General features: G+C 56.1%; 14 protein-coding genes and 2 pseudogenes. 3 read left to right on the top strand and 13 right to left on the bottom strand.

Annotation, left to right across the window (positions count from 1 at the left end; translation table 11 throughout):
• Positions 1-80 precede the first annotated feature (80 nt).
• On the bottom strand, positions 81-1,673 hold the full coding sequence (locus AC1D1Z_RS14675; RefSeq protein ID WP_065276576.1) for a class I adenylate-forming enzyme family protein: 1,593 nt from the start codon (positions 1,671-1,673) through the stop codon (positions 81-83).
• Positions 1,674-1,821: 148 nt separating this feature from the next.
• Here AC1D1Z_RS14675 and AC1D1Z_RS14670 point away from each other — a divergent pair, with 148 nt between their 5' ends.
• Entirely contained in the window at positions 1,822-2,772 is a 951-nt protein-coding gene (locus AC1D1Z_RS14670; protein ID WP_018517182.1) for a LysR family transcriptional regulator, read from the top strand.
• 56 nt (positions 2,773-2,828) lie between these two features.
• On the opposite strand, the gene AC1D1Z_RS14665 is transcribed toward AC1D1Z_RS14670, so the two are convergent.
• The 9 genes and pseudogenes from AC1D1Z_RS14665 to AC1D1Z_RS14625 form a co-directional block, all read right to left on the bottom strand.
• Complete coding sequence (locus tag AC1D1Z_RS14665) at positions 2,829-3,611, bottom strand: SDR family oxidoreductase (RefSeq protein ID WP_065276575.1); 783 nt, start codon at positions 3,609-3,611, stop codon at positions 2,829-2,831.
• Positions 3,612-3,697: 86 nt separating this feature from the next.
• The gene (locus AC1D1Z_RS14660) at positions 3,698-4,807 is read right to left on the bottom strand and encodes a CapA family protein (protein ID WP_018517184.1); all 1,110 of its coding nucleotides are present in this window, start codon (positions 4,805-4,807) and stop codon (positions 3,698-3,700) included.
• A 314-nt stretch (positions 4,808-5,121) separates the two neighbouring features.
• A pseudogene (locus tag AC1D1Z_RS14655) lies at positions 5,122-6,578 on the bottom strand (NAD-dependent succinate-semialdehyde dehydrogenase).
• 19 nt (positions 6,579-6,597) lie between these two features.
• A complete protein-coding gene (locus AC1D1Z_RS14650) occupies positions 6,598-7,641 on the bottom strand; it encodes a tartrate dehydrogenase (RefSeq protein WP_115156442.1) in 1,044 nt (347 codons plus the stop codon).
• Between the two features lie 279 nt (positions 7,642-7,920).
• On the bottom strand, positions 7,921-9,126 hold the full coding sequence (locus tag AC1D1Z_RS14645) for an MFS transporter (RefSeq protein WP_018517187.1): 1,206 nt from the start codon (positions 9,124-9,126) through the stop codon (positions 7,921-7,923).
• Between the two features lie 448 nt (positions 9,127-9,574).
• Positions 9,575-10,924 (bottom strand): adenylate/guanylate cyclase domain-containing protein, encoded by a 1,350-nt coding sequence (locus AC1D1Z_RS14640; RefSeq protein WP_115156441.1) that lies wholly within the window; start codon positions 10,922-10,924, stop codon positions 9,575-9,577.
• Between the two features lie 541 nt (positions 10,925-11,465).
• Positions 11,466-12,440, bottom strand: a complete 975-nt coding sequence (locus AC1D1Z_RS14635; RefSeq protein WP_477850983.1) for a sugar ABC transporter substrate-binding protein — start codon at positions 12,438-12,440, stop codon at positions 11,466-11,468.
• 37 nt (positions 12,441-12,477) lie between these two features.
• On the bottom strand, positions 12,478-14,316 hold the full coding sequence (locus AC1D1Z_RS14630) for a methyl-accepting chemotaxis protein (protein ID WP_081295633.1): 1,839 nt from the start codon (positions 14,314-14,316) through the stop codon (positions 12,478-12,480).
• A gap of 651 nt (positions 14,317-14,967) precedes the next feature.
• A complete protein-coding gene (locus AC1D1Z_RS14625) occupies positions 14,968-16,056 on the bottom strand; it encodes an alpha/beta fold hydrolase (RefSeq protein ID WP_477850980.1) in 1,089 nt (362 codons plus the stop codon).
• A 389-nt stretch (positions 16,057-16,445) separates the two neighbouring features.
• Here AC1D1Z_RS14625 and AC1D1Z_RS14620 point away from each other — a divergent pair, with 389 nt between their 5' ends.
• Positions 16,446-17,462 (top strand): zinc-dependent alcohol dehydrogenase family protein, encoded by a 1,017-nt coding sequence (locus AC1D1Z_RS14620; protein WP_065277043.1) that lies wholly within the window; start codon positions 16,446-16,448, stop codon positions 17,460-17,462.
• A 179-nt stretch (positions 17,463-17,641) separates the two neighbouring features.
• Here the strand turns inward: AC1D1Z_RS14620 and AC1D1Z_RS14615 are convergent, their stop codons facing one another.
• The 3 genes and pseudogenes from AC1D1Z_RS14615 to AC1D1Z_RS14605 all read right to left on the bottom strand — a co-directional run.
• Positions 17,642-17,935: a type II toxin-antitoxin system RelE/ParE family toxin gene (locus AC1D1Z_RS14615; RefSeq protein ID WP_477850978.1), complete on the bottom strand. Its 294-nt coding sequence runs from the start codon at positions 17,933-17,935 to the stop codon at positions 17,642-17,644.
• Positions 17,936-17,937: 2 nt separating this feature from the next.
• A complete protein-coding gene (locus AC1D1Z_RS14610) occupies positions 17,938-18,216 on the bottom strand; it encodes a type II toxin-antitoxin system ParD family antitoxin (protein ID WP_018517194.1) in 279 nt (92 codons plus the stop codon).
• A 195-nt stretch (positions 18,217-18,411) separates the two neighbouring features.
• Positions 18,412-18,536, bottom strand: a pseudogene (locus tag AC1D1Z_RS14605) (carboxymuconolactone decarboxylase family protein); the annotation flags it as partial.
• Between the two features lie 322 nt (positions 18,537-18,858).
• On the opposite strand from AC1D1Z_RS14605, the gene AC1D1Z_RS14600 reads away from it, so the two are divergent.
• Positions 18,859-19,943: ABC transporter substrate-binding protein (locus AC1D1Z_RS14600; protein ID WP_477850975.1), on the top strand; the 1,085-nt coding region annotated here is incomplete at its 3' end.

The following is a 19,943-nucleotide window of genomic DNA, read 5'->3' as shown; positions in this document are numbered from 1 at the left end:
TTTCGGTTTGCGCGCTCTACTTCCGCTAAGGAGATCCTCACGGGTCGAGGGAACGAATGTTCACCGTCTTGCTCGGCAGATTAGGTGGGCTGTTCCAGATCCATTGCCCGCTCGCGCAAACTAGGATCTGCACGCAGTTGCGCCTTTGCGACTTTGTGCGTCGCCGTGTGCGGGAGTTCATCCAGGAACAGGACATAACGCGGGACTTTCATCGGCGCGAGATGCTCACGGCACCACGTGGCGATGTCGTTTGCCTGCAGCTCGACATCTTTTTTCAGAACGACTGCGGCAAGGATCTCGTCTTCGCCCAATTCCGCTGGCACGGCGATGGCAGCAGCCTCATAGACACCAGGATGCTCGCCGATGACGCGGTCGAGCTCCGCACCTGAAATATTCTCGCCCCGCCGGCGGATGATATCCTTCTTGCGCGAGACGAAATAAAAGTAGCCGTCATCATCGCGGCGAACCAGGTCGCCAGTCGTAAACCAGCCATCTTGGTAAGCGGCTTTTGTATGTTCCTCATCCCGAAAGTAACCCTGCATCAGGGTCGGAGAATCCAGCCACAATTCACCGACCTGGCCATTGGCCACGTCATTTCCCTCATCGTCCACGACACGCGCACGGGTTGACGGCCGCGATGTATCTGGATGACTGCCCAGGATCCCGACACTACCTGGCTTTTCAGGACCCTGAAGCGGGTTGCAAAGCACGCCGGGGCACTCGGTCATCCCGAAGCCCGTGACCAGCGTTGGGATTTTAAACTCCTCATGAAAGGTTCTGACAAATGCCGCCCGTACGCCATAGACGACGCGTAGCCGATGCAGTGGACGGAACTCCTCGCGCGGTCGTTTCTGCAAGATGTTGCCAACAGCTTCGATGATGTTGACATGGGTTGCCTGCGTCTGCACCACGCTCTCCCAAAATGTGCTGGCGGAAAACCTCGGCAATATTACGCCGCTTGCACCAGCCGCGAAAATCGAACCGAGCGAGTAGAATAGCGCGTTTACATGGAAGAACGGCAGGATGATCAGGACCTTGTCGTCGGGTTGCACCGCAGTTCGCCCGGAAGCGATTTCCGCACAGGTAACGTAATTCCCCTGACTGTGCATGACGCCCTTCGGCAGTCCCGTGGTTCCGGACGTATAGATTATCAGGCAGGTGTCGCCGGGTTCGCCTTGGACAGGGGCCTGGACGTCGGGCACAGCCGTCCCGAAGAAATCCGATTCGCCGTCGACTGAAACGTCAAGAGGTAATAGCCATGGCCGGAAATCACCCTGGTCAAGCGCGGTTTGCACAGTCGGCAACGTCGCCTCCGTCACCAGCACGCCGCGCACTTCTGCATGGTTGAGGATATAGGTTAATTCCGATACCCCGAAATTGGGATTGAGCGGGACCATGGCCGCGCCAAGGCGTGCCAGTGCAAACAGCAGGATGACGTGAGCGTCGCTATTGGTCGCAACGATGGCCACGCGGTCCCCCTTACCGACGCTTCGCCGGTGAAGCATGGCCGCGACTCGGTCGACCCTTTCCGCGAACGTTTGCCAGCTATAGTTTCGCTCTCCGAAGCCAAGAAGCGGTCGATGCGGGTCAATGGAAGCGCGGCTGTCAAAGAGACCCTTCAGGGTGTCGTCATGCCGCGGGTAAAGTTCTAGCACCTCGAGCGGTTCAAGCACGGGACCTCCCAATAATTCGTTCTTTCTTGGGTGTCGATTTTAGTCCTCGTCGTGTTCTCGTCAATCAATTGCGAAGGCTTATTGTGGCGCTACGCGCAAAAGACATTGTCTTCACAAAGGATTCAGTGTTCAAATGCCGTAGAAACGCATGGGACCGACCTTGCATTTTAGCGTGCAGCGCAAGGAATGGGGAGGGCAAATTGTGGACGAACTCGGCAATATCAAAACCTTTATCGACGTAGTTGAATGCGGCAGCTTTTCTGCCGCGGCAAGGCGCAAGGACACGACCGTCAGTTCTGTCGCTCGCCAGGTCAAGGCGCTGGAGGATGAACTCGGTGTCAGACTGCTCAACAGGACGACCCGCAGCAATTCGTTGACGGAACCCGGCGCCAATTTTTACGAACGCGCTCGCACAGTTGTCACGGAATTGCGGTCAGCAAAGCAGGAAGCGTCCTCGTTCCAGACAACAGTGAAGGGGTTGCTGCGTGTGTGTCTGCGGATCTCCGCAAGCAGGGTGATCCTTCCTGCATTGCCGGCCTTCCTCGAGCGTCATCCAGACTTGGTTCTCGATGTGATGTTGAGCGACGAACGGCTCGATCTGGTCGCCCACAAAATTGATGTGGGCGTATGGCTCGGGCACCTGGAAGATTCGCGCATCGTTGCCAGGCGGTTGACGCCCAGCAAGCGTGTGATTTGCGCAAGTCCAGCCTACCTTGCAAAGCGGGGTGTCCCTTCAACTCCCCAAGAAATTACCCAGCACAACTGCATCATATATCAGGGTTCGATCTATCAAGATCTTTGGCGCTTCACCAAGGGCGACGAGCAGATTGATGTGACCGTGCATGGGAATCTGCGAACAAACACCAGTCCCGTTCTTGTTGCCGCCGTATTGTCGGGTATGGGCTTGGCCGTGCTCCAGGAGTTTACAGTGCGGTCGGCCTTGGCAGATGGCACCTTAAAACAGATTCTCCCGGAATATGAGGTTAGTCCGACCGACGTCGACACCGGTGTCTACGCGGTCTACCCCAATGCCAGAGGCATGACTCGCAAGACGCGCGTCTTCATCGATTTTTTGGTGGACTTATTTCGTCGACCATAAACGCCTGCTGCACTGTCGGCCTCTGACCGTAGTCGGCGCGCCGACCCGGCCGATCGTCAACGGTGCAGCGCGGCGGTAACCATTCCACCGTCCACGCGAATGGATTCGCCCGTCACAAACCCTGCCGGCACGGAGGCGAGAAAGGTCACCACACTGGCGAGTTCTTCGTGCGTGCCAAGCCGCTTCATAGCACTCATCTCTCGTCGTCTCGCAGTCTGCTCGGGCGAATAGGACACCGCCGCTTCGCGATGGGAAGAGTCAATCAACGCAGGCGCAACACAATTGACCGTGATGCCGTCTTTGCCGATTTCGCTGGACAGATGCTTCATGTAGGCTTCGACGCCAGCTCTAAATACAGTTGAAAGAGCATGATGTGGCATCGCCAGATGGACCGAGGCAGAGGTAATGGCAATCATCCTGCCCCAACTGTTGGCTGACATCAGCGGATGGGCACGCTGGGTAATCTCGATCACGCAAGACAGAAGCGTATCGTAGGACTGGTGCCATCGGGATCGATCCGTTTCGTCGAGCGCCGACCGCAATGGCGACGGCGGCCGGCCGGTGTTGAGAATGGCGATGTCAAGCCTGCCGAACTCGTCTTTGATCGCCGCAAAAAGCCGATCGTGATCGCTTGTCTCCAACATGCTGCCCACGACGGGCAAGGCGCGCACACCATATTCATCGCGGAATGTCGCAGCCAGCGTCTCCAGTTTCTCTGCTGAACGCGCCAGGAGGACAACGTCGGCACCTTCGCTGGCTAGACGTTTGGCAACGTTCATTCCAATGCCGCCGCTGGATGCCGTGATTAGAGCAACTTTACCGGATAACCCAAGATCCATTGTTAACCTCCCAAGCGCGTTGTCATTTTAGAATACGAAAGTCCGTCGGTACCGTCCACGGCTAGGTTCTGCCGTGCCGGTTCGAATTAGGCAGTGACGACGACTTCGTTTCCTGCAACCGTAAACGTGTGGGGCATGTCGACCGATGCCCATTCGATATACTCAACGACCTCTGTGAAGCGCGGGTCTCCTGCTTCCAGCGCCTGTGGCTTATAGGTCTGGTCGAAGAACACCGGCAGGAAAGAGACACGCGTGGCAGTATCCTTAGCAAAGCCAGCTTTTGCGAGAAGCGCAAAACGGCTGTCCGTTCCGTAGGGCATGAAGGGGTAGTTGGGGTCAAGATCCATGTGATTGCGGATAGCGCCGTGCGACCATGCTGGTTCAGACCACGACGGCGCAGCGAAAGGCTTGGTCATGGCAAAAACACCAATGCTGTAGAAAATCACCTTGCCTTTGTAGACCTCAATTCCCTTAGGGATGTGAGGTGCATGGCAGACAATGAGGTCAGCGCCTGCATCGATCAATGCATGTGCCACTGTCACTTGATAGTCAGAGATGACTCGAGGAACGCGAATGACCCCAGAATGAAACGCAACAATCAAACGGTCGACGGAAGGGCGCAGGTTGCGGACGACGACGAGTAGCTTCGCCAATTCGGTCTGGTCGGGATTGGTGAGAATGCGGACCGGAGCGTGGGGCCCACGATGCTCGTAGCTGGTGTTGATGCTTACGTTGAGCACACCCGGCGTAGTGCTGCCTGCTGATCCATCAGACTTGCCAAGAGATGTGCAGCCGAGATAGGCGATGCGCAGACCTTCCTTCTCCATGATAACGGGCTGGCTTGCATCGGCAAAGTTACGGCCGGCACCGGTCACCTGGATACCACGGGCTCTAAAGAGGTCTACCGTGTCGATCATCGCCTGTGGACCGGCGTCAAAGGCGTGATTGTTCGCCATTGTGATGCCATCGAAACCTGCTTGCGTGTAGAGCTCCGCCATCTCGACCGGCTGCGCCACTTGCGGCGCATCGGAGCTTTCAGCGGCGTTGGTCGAGTAGGTTCGCATGCAATTCACCAGCCGAAAGTCGGCGGCCTGCAGGGTTGGCGCAATAAGGTCGATGTAGCCGCTAACCGGGAAACCGTCTTTCGGCCCATGTGCCGGACCGCAGTCGCCTGCAATTATCACGTTCGCTGCCATAATCCCTCCCTGGAAGCTTCAGATCTTGCGCCTCACATATGAAAAGCCGCCTTGTTTTGAGCTGCCTACCAGCATGCCTTGCGGGCTGCAACACAACAGAGTCGCGCTATAATCTCCAACGTCCGTGGTCATCGCCGTAAATGGTTGTTAATCCCCGCAATTTGACGCCGCTCTTCCCTATTATTGCGTGAGGAGCAAAAGAGGTTTGCTTTCGACAGATGGATTCAGGGCGGCAAGCGACAGTTTCCGGTCTTAATTTAAGCCGCGCGACATCCTTCTAGCGCAAATATGGTGCTCTGTTGCGCCTCATGAAATCAGCTCAGCCCACCGATGTGGAAGGTCTTGACCTCCAGATACTCATCGATACCGCATTGCGCGCCCTCGCGCCCAAGTCCCGATTGCTTGACCCCTCCAAAAGGCGCCACTTCGGTCGATACCGATCCTGTATTGAGTCCCACCATCCCGAATTCCAACGCTTCGGCGACACGCCAGGAACGCTTTAGACTCTCGGTATAGAAATAGGAGGCGAGACCAAACGGCGTCGCATTGGCGAGTGCGACAGCTTCTTCCTCCGTCTCGAACCGAAAGAGCGGCGCGACAGGCCCGAATGTCTCTTCATTGGCCAACAGCATCTCGGCGGTAGCATCGCCTAAGACGACCGGCACAGCGTATTGCGCGCCCTCGGGCATGGCCGGAGGATCGGAAAGGATGCGTGCGCCCTTGGACAGGGCATCCTCCAGATGGCGGTTGATCTTATCGATAGCCGCAACGTTGATCATTGGCCCGATATCGACGGGCGGGCCTGCACCGGGACCGACCTTCATGGCTGAGACCCGAGCACACAACTTCTCGGCAAAGCGATCATAGACGCCTGCCTGAACGAGAATGCGGTTAGAACATACGCAGGTCTGGCCTCCGTTGCGAAACTTTGAAACGATGGCGCCCTCGACGGCAAGATCGAGATCTGCATCGTCAAAGACAATGAAGGGGGCGTTACCGCCAAGCTCGAGGCTCAACCGCTTGATACTATCAGCTGCTCCGCGCATTAGCAGCGAACCTACGCGCGTAGAACCAGTAAAGGATATCTTGCGCACAGTCTCATTGGCCATCAACTCACTGCCAATTTCTGCGGGCATACCGGTGACAATGTTGATGATGCCTGCAGGAATGCCCGCGCGTTCAGCCAGTACGCCGAGCGCCAGAGCCGAAAAAGGGGTGAACTCCGACGGCTTGACCACCACTGTGCAGCCGGCTGCCAGTGCCGGGGCAACCTTGCGGGTGATCATGGCGTTCGGGAAATTCCACGGCGTGATAACAGCACAAACCCCCACCGCCTCTTTGAGAACGATGATGCGCCGGTCGGGCGTTGGCGATGGAATGGTGGTGCCGCCGATGCGGCGCGCCTCTTCTGCGAACCACTTGACGAATGAGGCGCCATAGCGAATTTCGCCAAGTGCCTCAGCCAGCGGCTTTCCCTGTTCGATCGTCAGGATCATCGCCAGATCCTGCTCGTTCTCCACCATCAGCCGGTACCATGCTTCTAGAAGGGCAGCTCGCTCGGCATGGGTCTTTGCCTTCCACAGTGCAAGCGCGGTCTGCGCGGCCTTGATCGCCCGGCGGGTTTCCTCGCCGCTGATATCAGGGACATGACCGATTACATCCTGGGTTGCGGGTTCGTTACTGGAACAGACGCAGCAGTCGCGGCATCGCACCACGCGCCGTCGATCAGGCATTTTTGCCGGAATAGACTCGGGTCTTTCAATGTCTCCATGGGGAATTAACCTTTCCACTCAAGCAAGAGCCGCGAGGACGGCAGCGGTGATCTCATCTGTCTTATTGCTACCGGCCTTGATCCCGATACCACGGGTGGTCACGGTCTCGACGGCGCTGATAATCTCTGCAGCTGCTGCCGTTTCGCCAAGATGATCGAGCATCATCGACGCCGACCAGATCGCAGCGATGGGATTGGCTATGCCCAGATGCGCGATGTCGGGCGCCGAGCCGTGGACCGGTTCGAACATGGATGGTGCGGTACGGTTGGGGTTGATATTCGCTGAAGCCGCAAATCCGAGGCCCCCTTGGATTGCAGCGCCCAGGTCGGTGAGAATATCGCCGAAAAGGTTTGACGCGACGACGACATCAAGACTTTCAGGCGCCATGACCATTCGTGCCGCAATGGCATCGATGTGATAGCTCTTCACCTCGACATCGGCATATTCGCTGGAAAGCTTCTCGGTGATTTCGTCCCAGAAAACCATGGAGTATTTTTGCGCGTTCGATTTTGTCACCGACGCCAGCTTCCGGCGGCGCTGGCGTGCCTGTTCGAAGGCGAAACGCAGTATGCGTTCGACACCATTGCGGGTAAAAATCGATGTCTCCACCGCAACTTCGTCGGGCGTGCCGACATGAACGCGGCCGCCAGCACCAGAATACTCTCCCTCCGTGTTCTCGCGGATACACAGGATATCGAAATCGCTCGACTTCAACGGACCTTGCACGCCGGGCAAAAGACGATGAGGGCGAATATTGGCATATTGTACGAAGGCCTTGCGAATAGGCAGCAATAGACCGTGCAACGACACAGAATCCGGGACTTCGGCAGGCCAACCGACTGCACCCAGCAAAATCGCGTCGTAGCCCCGAAGAACCTCGATACCATTTTCGGGCATCATTGCGCCCGTCTCTTTATAGAAGGCGCAAGACCAGGGAAAACTCGTCGCTTCGACCTTGAAGTTCTCCCTCTTTGCTACCGTCTCCAGTACCTCCCATGCCGCGTTTGTGACGGCGACACCGATTCCGTCGCCGGGGATGAGAGCTATGGAGTATTTTTTCATGCTGTTTCCCTCAAAACCTGTCGCCTTACGGTTCCGGATGCGCTTCTAATCGTTAAAGCAGCGCCCTTTGCCAGCTCGGCACAATGTCCTGGTGCCCCACCGGCACGAGCCGTGGCTGTTCGGGCTCCGCCCTAGCACAACTCGCTCCTCGTATGGCATGCGGCCCGGCCTTCGTGAAGATGCCGGCAAATGCACCATATAACCTTTGATGCACCCCCCTTGTGGACGGAGCGGTCGCTCAAGATTGGACAGCCGATGGCCGCAACAGCTGGGTATCGTTTAAGCGTTTTGCGTGTCCGTGCGAGCGCTGCGCGCGGTCAGCGCCGTCAAGACCGCGGCGATCAGGAGTAGGACGGTGCTGGCGCCAAAGGTCGCCTGATACCCGGTGGTATCAAACAGAATTCCACCGACAACGGCACCAAACGTGATCGCCAGCTGGACGACTGCGACCATTAGGCCCCCGCCTGCCTCCGCGTCGTTCGGCAACGTCCTGGCGACCCATGTCCACCAGCCGACTGGTGCCGCGGTGGCAAACAAACCCCACATACTCAGCAAAAGGGTGGTCATCGCGACCCCGGTGCCGGACAGAACCAGAGCCCCCGCGATCAACGCCATGATGACGGGAATGGTGATAATTGTGCGGTACAGACGATCCTTTAAAAATGCGCCGATAAGCGAAGTGCCGACAAAACCGGTCACGCCCATCATCAAGAGGACAAGGGAGAGGGTAGAAACGTCGACATGCTCGACCGTTTCCAGAAATGGTCTGAGATAGGTGAACAGAGCGAACTGCCCCATAAAGAAGATGCTGACCGCAGCCATGCCCAGTGCGACCACGGGCCTTTTGAGGACCAGGAACACGCCCGCGACGCTCGTTCGCGTTTCTGTCTTCATCGACGGCAAACTGAACAGCTGCCAAATGAAGACGATCGCGGCGATTGGCACGACAAAAAAGAACGCTCCACGCCAGCCAATGAAGCCACCTAAGAAGCTCCCGAGTGGCGCTGCGATTACTGTTGCTAATGCATTGCCGCCATTGAGGATCGACAGAGCGCGGGGCACTTGATCACTCGGTACAAGACGCATTGCGGTCGCAGCCGACATCGACCAAAAGCCGCCGATGGCGATACCGACAAAGGCGCGGCCGACCATGAAGATCTCGTAATTTGGCGCCATTGCCACGATCGTCCCCGAGATGATCATGAGAGCCGTCAACACTAGCAGGACAAGTTTTCTGTCGAGCTGGCCGGCAACGGCGGAAATGAGAAGACTGGTGAGGACGGCAAAGGCGCCGGAGACCGAGATCGCTTGGCCAGCTTGACCCTCCGTGATCTGCAGGTCGGCGGCGATGGGGGTCAAAAGGCTGACCGGCATAAACTCGGACGCAACCAGGGCGAAGGCCCCCAGAGACAGCGCAAACACCCCGCCCCAAGATGAAGCACGGCCTGAATCGGAAACGCTCGTCGAAGAGAGTTCTAGTAGCATATTGTAGCCTCTTTATTTTCACGCGGTGGGCGCCCAACGGCGGTGGCGTACTAAAGGTCGCCAAATTCGAAGTCTGGCCGGACTTGTCCGGGCGATCGGGCGCGTATCTTCGACCGCGGCGATGTCCGCGGTCTTGCGAACCAGGGTCCGCCAGGCACATATAGACTTAGAACGCACAAGCGATTAGCGGCTGATATGCGCATGCAATCATGAAGCTCTCTCATGAATGCGATGGGCCAAAGCAGGAAAAGAGTGCGTATCTGCGAGGCGTCTGTGGGCAGCGATGATGGCGCGCGAGCGAGCCCTAGCTTTTGAGCCCACGACTTTTCCAGGTTCCTTCTTAGCACAGGCAGGGCCTTGTATAGCTAGTCAGCCGGATCGCTTGAGTTTGGCCCCGCAGGAAAAGTTGATCGTCTGGCAGATCAGGTTCAAGGACTTGATGAAAGTGTCACGAGGCATCTGGAGCCGTTGGCGCGCCGCTATTGGCGTGCGCGAATACCTCGGTGGGTGTTGCAAGATTTCGAATGGTGAAAAGCCCGAGGCGGGTCAGGGTAGGGCCAACCGCGCGCGCTTGCTGCGCTGTGACACCACAGATGAGACAATTCGTATTCATGTCTTTGGTGAGTTCCTGAAGTCTTTGAGCAAGATTTACGGGGTTTCCGTAAACAGTGTAGGTTTGACGGTCATCGGCAGCACCAACCGTCCCGGCAGCGATGAGCCCGGTCGCAATACCGATCCGCAAACGGATGGTTTGCCCGTCGAACTGTTGACTGGTCGTCATTGCCAAGATCTCCAGAGAGGCAGCCAGAGCACGATCGGCGTGGTCTTCGACTGGAAGCGGTGCGTTGAACGACACAAGCAAAGCATCGCCGATGTAGTTGATGACGACACCGCCGTTGCGGCCGACTATCTCTGTAACCGCAGTGAAAAACTCGTTCAGCAACTGAACGAGCTCCGTCGGATGCATGCTTTCTGAAAGGCGTGTGAACCCTTCAATGTCAGCGAAGAGAAGTGTCGCGAACCGCGTCTGTGGTGCCAGGTGCCCAGCATCCAAAAGTTCGCGCAGTATAGGAGCAGGCACGTAACGTCCAAAAAGACGCTGCACACGCCGCTCACTTGCCTCCGCGCGCGCGTGATTGCGCACAACTCGTCTTGCTCGATGAACCGCCAACGCCGCTATCGCCGTCACCAGAGCTATGATGAGAGCTTCTTGTACGCGAGATGCCATTCCCAGAAAGTTCGGGCTCAATACGGTTTCAAAAAAGATCTCTGGCGATGGTGCGATCGGCAAATCGCCGTAACTCAGCACCTTGTCCATTCCAGACCGGATCCACCATGTTGCGAAAATAAGTCCGCCTGTGGCCCATGATCCCGTCCAGATGACAATCGGAGGCGAAAGGGTCAAGACCGATGCCGCGACAACGACGTAGTAGTATTGGACAGAACTCGTCAAGAAGACAAGATTTTGAGGTATATCCCCGCCACTGCTCAGCGGTATGAATGCGAGCAAAACGGTGACAACGGTGGCATCAAACGCGAAGAGAGCGAATCGAGCTTTTATTTCATAGCGCGTCCCAATTGCGGCGAGAGAGGTGAGCCCAATCAACGCGATCGCCAACGTGATGGCAGAAATCCCGATGTTTATGGGAAAATAGTAGCTTGGAAGAAAAGCCAGAGCGATGAGAGTTACGGCGATCGTCCGGCCAACGGCGGCGATCTTGAAACCTGTCCTTTCTGCGTCGTTCAGGGCCGTCTCGATCATGTCCGGCGTGCTGCCCGACTTGGTTTCAATGGTCAAATCAACGCCTCTTTCCGGTCAAGCCTTACGATTAGGGATCCCATTCTGCCGAGCTATTCATGGTGGTCGAACGATCGTTGACTTGCGTCGGGCCTGCAAAGTGCTTCCCATTACAGAAAAACTGTAATCAATCCGCGTGTTTCTGGATTTATAGACGAGGACGGAGCGCTCGTTTAGCAGGCAACTGCCGCATGTTATGATTAGCTGTGCTCATGAATGTTTCTGGATGGCTGCTCGAGCGCGGATCCACCAACTTTGATTCGAATAGCTTCAGGACGAAACCGGCTCTCGAATGATCGAGGATGAAGAGATCGGTATCATTGTGTTGTGGCACGATCGTCGCTGTGACTATCACAAGCGCATCCAAGGCAAGGCGTTACTGGAAAGGCAGATGCCAACCGGCTTTGCCGGTTACGACCTCCCGGCAAACCCATCCTGTTACCTGGCCAATTTGGCGCCCAGGCTGGCGCAGAGGTCAGCCCGGCAACGATTTCTCCGATAGAGTGGGATCATATCTATGGCACAACGACGGAAAAGGCTGTCACCATTCAGGCGGGCAATTTTGGAGTGTCTCCTTCGTAATCAGCGCGCTGTCATATGTCACCAACTGAGCCTTTTGGGCGCCAGGATTCGTCGCCGCTTCGTAAAGCACTTTCAACATAAGCCGGCCCAAGAGCTCGGGCCGCGTGCATACTGATCCATCGATATCGCCTTTTGCGATCGCTTCATTTCCCTCCAGAGAACCACCGCCGGTGGCGACAAGCTTCACCGCAGAGCCGGAAGAGCGAAGCGCTTGGGCGCAGCCGATGGCCATTGGATCTGCTTGACTGAAGATGAGGTCCAGATCTGGGTTGTCCGACAAAAACTTCTGGCAGGCGGCCGCACCTTGCTCGGGCGTCCAGTCTGTGGGCTGCGATCCCGCAATCCGATAGTCCACGCCGGCTTTGTCAAGAGCTGCTCGAAAGCCTTGCGTCCTTTGGGGAACTGCAGAATAACCGTGCGCGCCTTCGATGATTGCAATTTTCACAGGACGATTTTTCGGCAACAAACCGGTTGCCAACTCTCCAGCCCGTTCCCCGATTGCGACATCATCTGTGGTCACCAATGCCGATAGACTGGAATAGACATCGCGCAAACTGCGTGTCGTGCTGTCGCCAACTTGAACTGCGACTGAGACGGTTGGAACTTTCTGTGCCAAGCTTTTATCCGCATAGGTCGCAGCCAGCACCGAGTCCATTGGCAAAAAGCCAATGCCGTCAACCCCTTTTGCGATAAGTTCGTCAATCGCTGCGGTCTGTCTGGGAATGCTGCCTTCCGGGTCTATGACAATGGTCTTCACGCCGGCTTCCCGCGCAGCTTCCTCGAAGCCTTTTTTCGTGGCGACGTTGAAAGGGATCTTCAAACTGGCGACGACGTATCCCAAGGTCAAATCCTTGGCGGCTACGCTGTCGGCGAAGACAGTTGCGATACTCAATGCCACCGCCGTACGACTGGCGACCTYCAAGAGCTTATTCATAAAATCAACCTTTTGTCGTTTGAGTGTCACAGAACCGCTAGGCCGCGTTGAGCCGCGATCGCAGCACGTTGCGTTGTCCATGGGTTTGTTGCTTGTTGTTGAGTTGAAATTTTTGGACTTCTTCAGCCAGTGCCGCCGCCTGCTCGGTCAGCGTGCTGCTCATGGCAGCCGTCTCTTCAGCCATCGCAGCATTTTGCTGGGTCGTGCTGTCAAGGGCATTGATTGCTGCTGACGTCTCACGCAGGCCGGTCGACTGCTCTTGGATTCCGACGACAATATCAACGACCTTCACATCTATGGACGCAACGAACGCGGTAATTTCTGTTAGGGCTTTGCCTGTTTCCGCTACGTGCTTCACACCTTGACTGACCTCTGTCGTAGAGTTGTCGATCAGAAGCTTGATCTGTTTGGCCGCACTGGCCGAACGTTGAGCCAGTTCGCGGACTTCACTTGCCACGACTGCAAACCCCTTGCCGCTTTCTCCGGCACGTGCCGCCTCTACCCCCGCGTTCAGAGCCAGTAGATTGGTCTGGAACGCTATTTCGTCGATGACGCTGATTATCTGAGCGATCTCGTTGGACGAACGTTCGATGCGATGCATTGCCTCAACCGCGTTTTTCATCACTTCGCTCGAATCTTCGGCGCGTGTGCGGGCCTGACCCACGAGTTGGCGCGTTAGCTGCGTATTTGTCGTTAGATGTCCAATTGTTGCGGTAATTTGCTCCAGGGCAGCCGACGCCTGCTCGAGTGCGGCCGCCTGATTCTCAGTCCGCCTCGACATATGATCTGCACCGGCACTCAATTCTGCGCTGGCGCGACGGACGTCGACGGTTCCATCCATCACTCTTTCGAGCGTGTCCTCCAACGTTTCGATCGAACGGTTGAAGTCCTCCCTGATTTGCTCAAATTCCGGACTAAAGCTGTCGGAGATTTTCACTTGGAGATTGCTGTCGGCGAGCCCCCGCAGCGCCGCACCCAGTTGGTCCACCACCATGGCCGTATCATTTGCACGCCGGAGTGCATCGGCTTCCCGAGCCTGTTGGTCTTGCATGCGTTGAACGCCGGCTGCCTGGGCTTCGAACTCCAGCTTCTCCTTCTCGATCCCGGTCATTCTAAAGACTTCCAGTGCCCTCGCAATGAGACCGATCTCGTCAGAACGGCTCTTGAAGGGAACCGAGAGTTCAGTTTCGCCTCTTGCCATTTTTTCCATGAAGCCGGTGATTGCGCCAAGCGGAGAGATAGCGCGAATCCTGATGAAGATTACGCCAAGCACGAACACCAGGACTGCCAGGAGCCCACCGTATAGTGCGGTGGATCCAAGCCAGCTCGCTTCGCTGGTCGCCAATCGTTCATTGGAAGCCGATACTTCCGACGCGAGTTCGCTGAGTTCGAGTACGGCTTGTCTTTGGTCCTGATATGCCCGCGCCAAATCATCCATGACAGCCATCATCGTGTCGTACTTCCTSCCAACCGCCGGAATGAACTGTTCGAGAGTCACGAACCAGAATCGATCCGAAGCGGGGATGAGCTTCTCCCTGATGATCTTCGCTTCCGGCTCGGTAAGATCCGCTGCAACCCACGCTGCTTTGCGGTCGTCGTAGAGCTTCTTGAGTTCGTGGATCCGCGCAATCGCCCGGCTTCGCCGATCGGCATGAAAATTTGCTTCATAGATCGCTGCATAGGCTTCCACGGCAAAAAGCGGCGGCGGTACAAGATCTGCCAACAGATCCTTTTGGCTCTTGATCTCGTTGTAAAGCGGACCGTCGATTTGGACGCGCTTAATAGCGTAAGTCTGGACGCCCAGAGCGGTGACAAGGCCCGCAGTGACGAGGAGTGCAAACAGGAGCAACATACGGCTAATAGTCAGTTGAGGCATGGAGTGTCCTCCGCGGGAATGCGTGAATGGGATGAAATGTCGTGCAGAAATGATTTCTGGTCGCGACCTGTCGTGATGACGGCGCTTTCACCCGCTGGTTCGGCAGGTGGCTGAAATGGAAAATGGGCGGCTATGTGTTGCGCGCTTATTAAGAACGATCGGCAATTCAACAATCGAGATCGCAGGTAAGCCGGACATATTCTATGAAGTTATATGCAGGTGATTTTTGCAATCTCGCTCTTCTGCAAATATAGCCAATATTAACTTTTTGTTCGGCGGCCTCGCGGCGTTTGCGTATCGTCCGAGGACCAAGTCGGCTCGAACCTCGATATTGCCGATTTTGCTCCGTCGGCGATCTTGGTGTGCTGAAGGCGGTCCAGCCGGGAATGGCGTCTTAACCCATAAGCCGGAGACGCTGGCGAACCACGCCTTCGTGAGCCTGCCCGAAATGGGCGCCCCAATGGTCGTCCGTTTTTCGACAAGATGGGCGTCAAGGCGCGCTCAACGCATCGTCGCATTTCTCTTATAAAGTGTGAACGCGAACACATGCGATAGTGGCTTTGCGCAAGCAGAGACTGTTCTCACTACGAAGCCGGCCGACGGAGTTTTACGTCCGTCGGCCGGTCTTAGCGAGACTTGCTCGACTGAATATTAAACGACGAGATGCTGCTCGAAGAACGATTGCAGCTTGTCGAATGGAATCACGTCCAGCTGGTCATAGAGATCCGTGTGGCTGGCACCTGGAATGATCACGAGTTCCTTTGGCTCTGCCGCAGCGGCGTAGGCGGTCTGGCTGAAATAAAGCGAGTGTGCCTTTTCGCCGTGAATGAACAGGACCGGGCGCGGCGAAATTTCCGTAATGTAGGTCAGGATCGGCATGTTCATGAAGGACAGCGGAGTGGTCTGCGACCACGCGTTGCCCGAGTTGACTGCGCGCTTATGATATCCACGCGGCGTCATGTAATAGTCGTGATAATCGACCAAGAACTGCGCTTCGCCACCCTTAAGTTCATTATAGGGCGGCTGGTAAGCCGGCGTTCCCTTGTCCGCGTCGGCCCAACRTTGACTGCTTAATTGCTCCAGCGCTTTCGTGCGCTGTTCGAGGGTCACGCTGTCGTTGTAACCTTTCGACATGACGCGCGTCATGTCGTACATGGTGCTCGCTACCACCGCCTTGACGCGCTTGTCCACGGCGACAGCGTTCAACGCCATGCCGCCCCAACCGCACACACCGATCACGCCGATCCGCTCGCGGTCGACTTCAGGCCGCAGACCAATGAAGTCCACCGCTGCACTAAAGTCCTCAGTGTTGATGTCTGGCGACGCTATATTGCGCGGTTCACCGCTGCTTTCCCCGGTATAAGACGGATCGAAGGCAATCGTTGCGAATCCGCGTTCCGCCATGTTCTGTGCGTAGAGACCAGACGACTGCTCCTTCACGGCGCCAAACGGGCCACCAACAACAATTGCCGGCAGCTGTCCGTTGCCCCGGTTCTTCGGCAGATACAGATCGCCGACTAGGGTAATGCCATAACGGTTTTTGAAGTTCACTTTCTGATGGTCGACTTTGTCGCTCTTCGGGAAGACTTTGTCCCATTCTGCACTGGCTTGGGCGAGAGCAGGCGAACCAGCAACCGAGGCCACGCCAAGCGCTGCGACTCCGACACCGGTCATCTTCAGCAAGGTGCGGCGTCCAGTGTCGGGTTCATCGTGATTGACGGTGTCATTAGCTGTGTCCATGTCGATCTCCATTGGTTGTGACAGTCAGGGAGATATCTAATGGAGATCAGTTCGTTCGATTAGGCAGGACGTTTCGCTTGCGATCATGAGTAGATTTCATCAATGGCGAAGGCCGTCTCCGAGAGTATTTGGCACGTACCACCCGATGGAAAGGGCCGCCGATGCAGCCCTTTCTCACCGCGAAGATCGTATCGACGCCTTTGGCCAGCTTATGAAGCTGATTCCACACGGACACTGCGAACATTCATGAGCTAATTCGATAATGGTTATCAGATTTCCCTCCCTAATCAGCGATGCCCTTCGACGATATGATGCGAGGTTAAAGCTTGCTATGGCCGCAGTGATCTAACTGCGGTCAGCAAGAAGAATGTCGTTGGAGGAGATTTTTCATGCTTGGTACGGTGCTTCGCTCTCCTGGGGACATTCGATGTGAAGAGGTTACAGATCCAAAAATTCTGTATCCGACTGACGCAATTATCAAGCTCTCAGCGTCCTGCATTTGTGGCTCTGATCTTTGGCCCTATCGTGGCTTGCAAGACGTATCCGGGCCGATGCATATGGGCCACGAATACTGCGGCATTGTCGTTGAAGTTGGCAGTGCGGTGCGGACTGTACGCCCAGGCCAGTTTGTAATTGGATCTTTTTGCATCTCCGACAATACGTGCCCACATTGCCGTTTTGGTTTCCCTTCCTCGTGTGAACAACGTGAATTCATGTCCGCCGCACAGGCACCCTTTGCCCGCGTGCCCCTTGCAGACGGCACGTTGGTTGCGACTGCGGAAATACCCTCCGATGATCTAATTCCAAGCCTCCTTGCGACATCGGATGTACTCGGAACGGGATGGTATGCGGCAGAGGCAGCACGCGTCGGGCCGGGCTCTACTGCAGTTGTCGTTGGTGACGGGGCTGTAGGACTAATGGGTGTTTTGGCAGCCAAGCAGATGGGTGCCGAACGGATCATTGCAATGAGCCGCCACAAAACCCGGCAAGATCTTGCAATCGAGTTCGGCGCAACCGATATCGTGTCTGAGCGTGGACATGAAGGGGTCGCCAGGATCAAGGAACTGACAAAAGGCGTGGGCGCCGATTCTGTCTTGGAGTGCGTGGGCACCCAAGAGGCGATGACGCAGGCGATAAGTTCCGCCCGGCCCGGCGGTGCAATTGGCTTTGTTGGCGTTCCTCATGGCGTGCAGTTCGAAGGGCAGACACTGTTTTTTGCTCAGAAAAGTCTGCTGGGCGGCCCCGCGCCAGTGCGCCGGTTCCTACCTGATCTTATAGATCTGGTACTAAGCCGGACCATCAATCCCGGTAAGGTCTTCGACTTGGAAGTTCCGCTCGCGGATGTCGCCGACGGTTATCGCGCTATGGATGAGCGCCGCGCGATCAAAGTGCTTCTTAGAGTCTAACTGTTCTGTTCCGACGTCTAAATTCGATTTTTCCGCTTTGAAGGGCGCGATTCCGGCGTTCTGCCATACATGCCTCGGGGCCGAGTTCGGCTGATCCACTACCCTTCAAACGCCCATGTTGCACTTGGTGTAGATTCTCCAATCCGAGATCTTATATGAGGGGTACCGCGAGCCCGCCGTTATATAGTCACTTTGGAGGAAATCTTTCTGCGCCCGTGCAGGACGCGGACGATTTCAATGGCACTGCCACTGAGCCGATAAAGAGTCAGATACTCACCTGAAACGAGATGCCGAATGCCTGGCGCGATATCGTCGCGCGCAACCCCCGAGTAGGGGTGTCGGGCGAGATTGTCCCAGCGTGCTTCAATCGCGTCAAGAACAYGGTCAGCCGCAGATATGTTGTCAATGGCTATGTAGGACCATATCTCGATCAGGTCCTCGTCCGCACGATTGGTTCGGATAATTGGAAGCATGCTTAGCGTTCGGGTCGTGCAGATTTTAATCGCTCGAGCGCTGCAGCTTTTACCTCTGCCATTGTCGTGCGGGAGCTTGGGCCGCTTTCGATGCCATCTTGTACGAGCGCTCGCAGATCCTCGACGGTGTAGCCGAGCAAATCTCGTCGCTCCTTCCATTCGCGGACGGCATCACGGATGGCTTCACTCGTCGATGCATATTCGCCAGCATCGACCGCGCTTCGCACAAAGCCCGCCATTTCGGATGTCAGTGCAATCGTAATTTTCTCGACCGTCGCCATAGTTTCCAGCCTCCGATTTTACTGCTGAATGGTATGCGATTAGCGTACCGTACGCAAGTCATGACCATTTCATTCGAAGCAGCACACAACGCCGGTAGCCGATTGATTATCCATTCCGTCCCAGTCGCCAACCAGTGGTCGTAGGTTCGAATCTATTCAAGGCCGGCAATGCTCAACGACTGATCGCACAATTATTCATTTGGCATTATCGAATTCCGGATCGACGGGGATCTGCATTGCCGTCACCAGATGGTTAGTCTGGGCGGCAAGGCCGATGACCGAGGGGGTTCGACATGCTGCGCGTCCGTCATATCGCGGGCGAGATTTGTGCGTCACCTTTGCTTGAATATTTTTTAGGCCCCAAATGTGATTTTGTGACATTTATAAAAGTAATTCGGCACGCTCATCCTGCCCGCAAAATAGATAAATGCTGAAAAATTCGCCATTTGCCTAGCGCTACGCTGAAAGAACATTCCTAAATTATACTTATAATCAATATAATACAAATCACCTGAGCCGATTTACGACAGGAGAATGGCATTCCGATTTTCTAATTTACGAGAACCCATTGAAAAACGAAAAAATGCCCGATATCGTGGAATAATAAGAAAGCCACATAAAACCACAAAAGGGAAACAGCTTATGAATGACATCAGCAGACGCAATTTCCTCGCCGGGCTTGGTGCGGCTGGCACGGGTGCCGGTCTCCTGCAGATCAACCCGGATTTTCTGTTCTCCTCGGCCTTTGCCCAAACGGGCAAGACGGTGGTGTTCCTGTCGGCGGAAAATATTACGGGCAACTGGGACCCGACCGGCCACACAACGCTGTCGCAGAAGAATATCGAAGGCTTCGTCATGGGCTTCCTGACGCGGACGCCGATGACAGTCGAAAAGCCCGACGAAGTGGTCTATGAATTGGCCACCAGCATCAAGCTTCTCGAGCCGAACAAACTCGAGATCAAGCTGCGCGAGGGCGTGAAATTCCACGACGGCAAACCCTTCAAGGCCGAAGACGTCAAGGCGACCTTCGAATACGGCTCCAGGCCTGACCGCCCGGCCCAATTCTATCCCGGCCCGACCGAGACGCTGACGATCACCACCCCTGACGACTACACGGTCATCGTCGATACCTCCAAGGGCGGATATCCGGCCCATTTGTTCATCTTCCTCGCCTCATACCTGCCAATCATGTCGGCGACCGATGTCGCCGGCGGCCCGACCGGCCCGCTGACGCAGCGCCTGAACGGCACCGGCCCGTTTAAGTTCGTCAAGCAGGAAGGTAATGCCACGATCCTCGAAGCCTATCCTGATTATTTCCTCGGTACGCCGAAGATTCCTGGCATCAGCTTCAATTTCGTCGGTGACAGCACGACACGCATGTTGTCCCTGCTCAATGGCCAGGCCTCGATCGTCGAGCGTCTGGAACCGGAACAGGTGACCTCGCTCGATGGCAATGACAAGATCGCAATCAGCAGCGTCGTCTCGGTCGAGAACAAATATCTCTGGTTCCGCTGCTCGAAGGCGCCGTTCGACAACCCGCTGATCCGCAAGGCGGCCTGCCACGCGATCGACCGCTCGATGATCGTCGAAATTCTGGGCTCGGCCGGTCATGCTTCGTCCAATTACGTGTCGCCGGTGAAGTTCGGCTATATCGACCTGGCGAACTACCCGGAATACAGCCCGGAAAAATGCCAGGCGCTGCTGGCCGAGGCCGGTTTCCCTAAGGG

The organism is Rhizobium sp. P1_E1 (assembly GCF_056406015.1).
The sequence above is the reverse complement of the archived record's forward strand: the minus strand, read 5'-3'. Positions and strand labels throughout refer to the sequence as shown.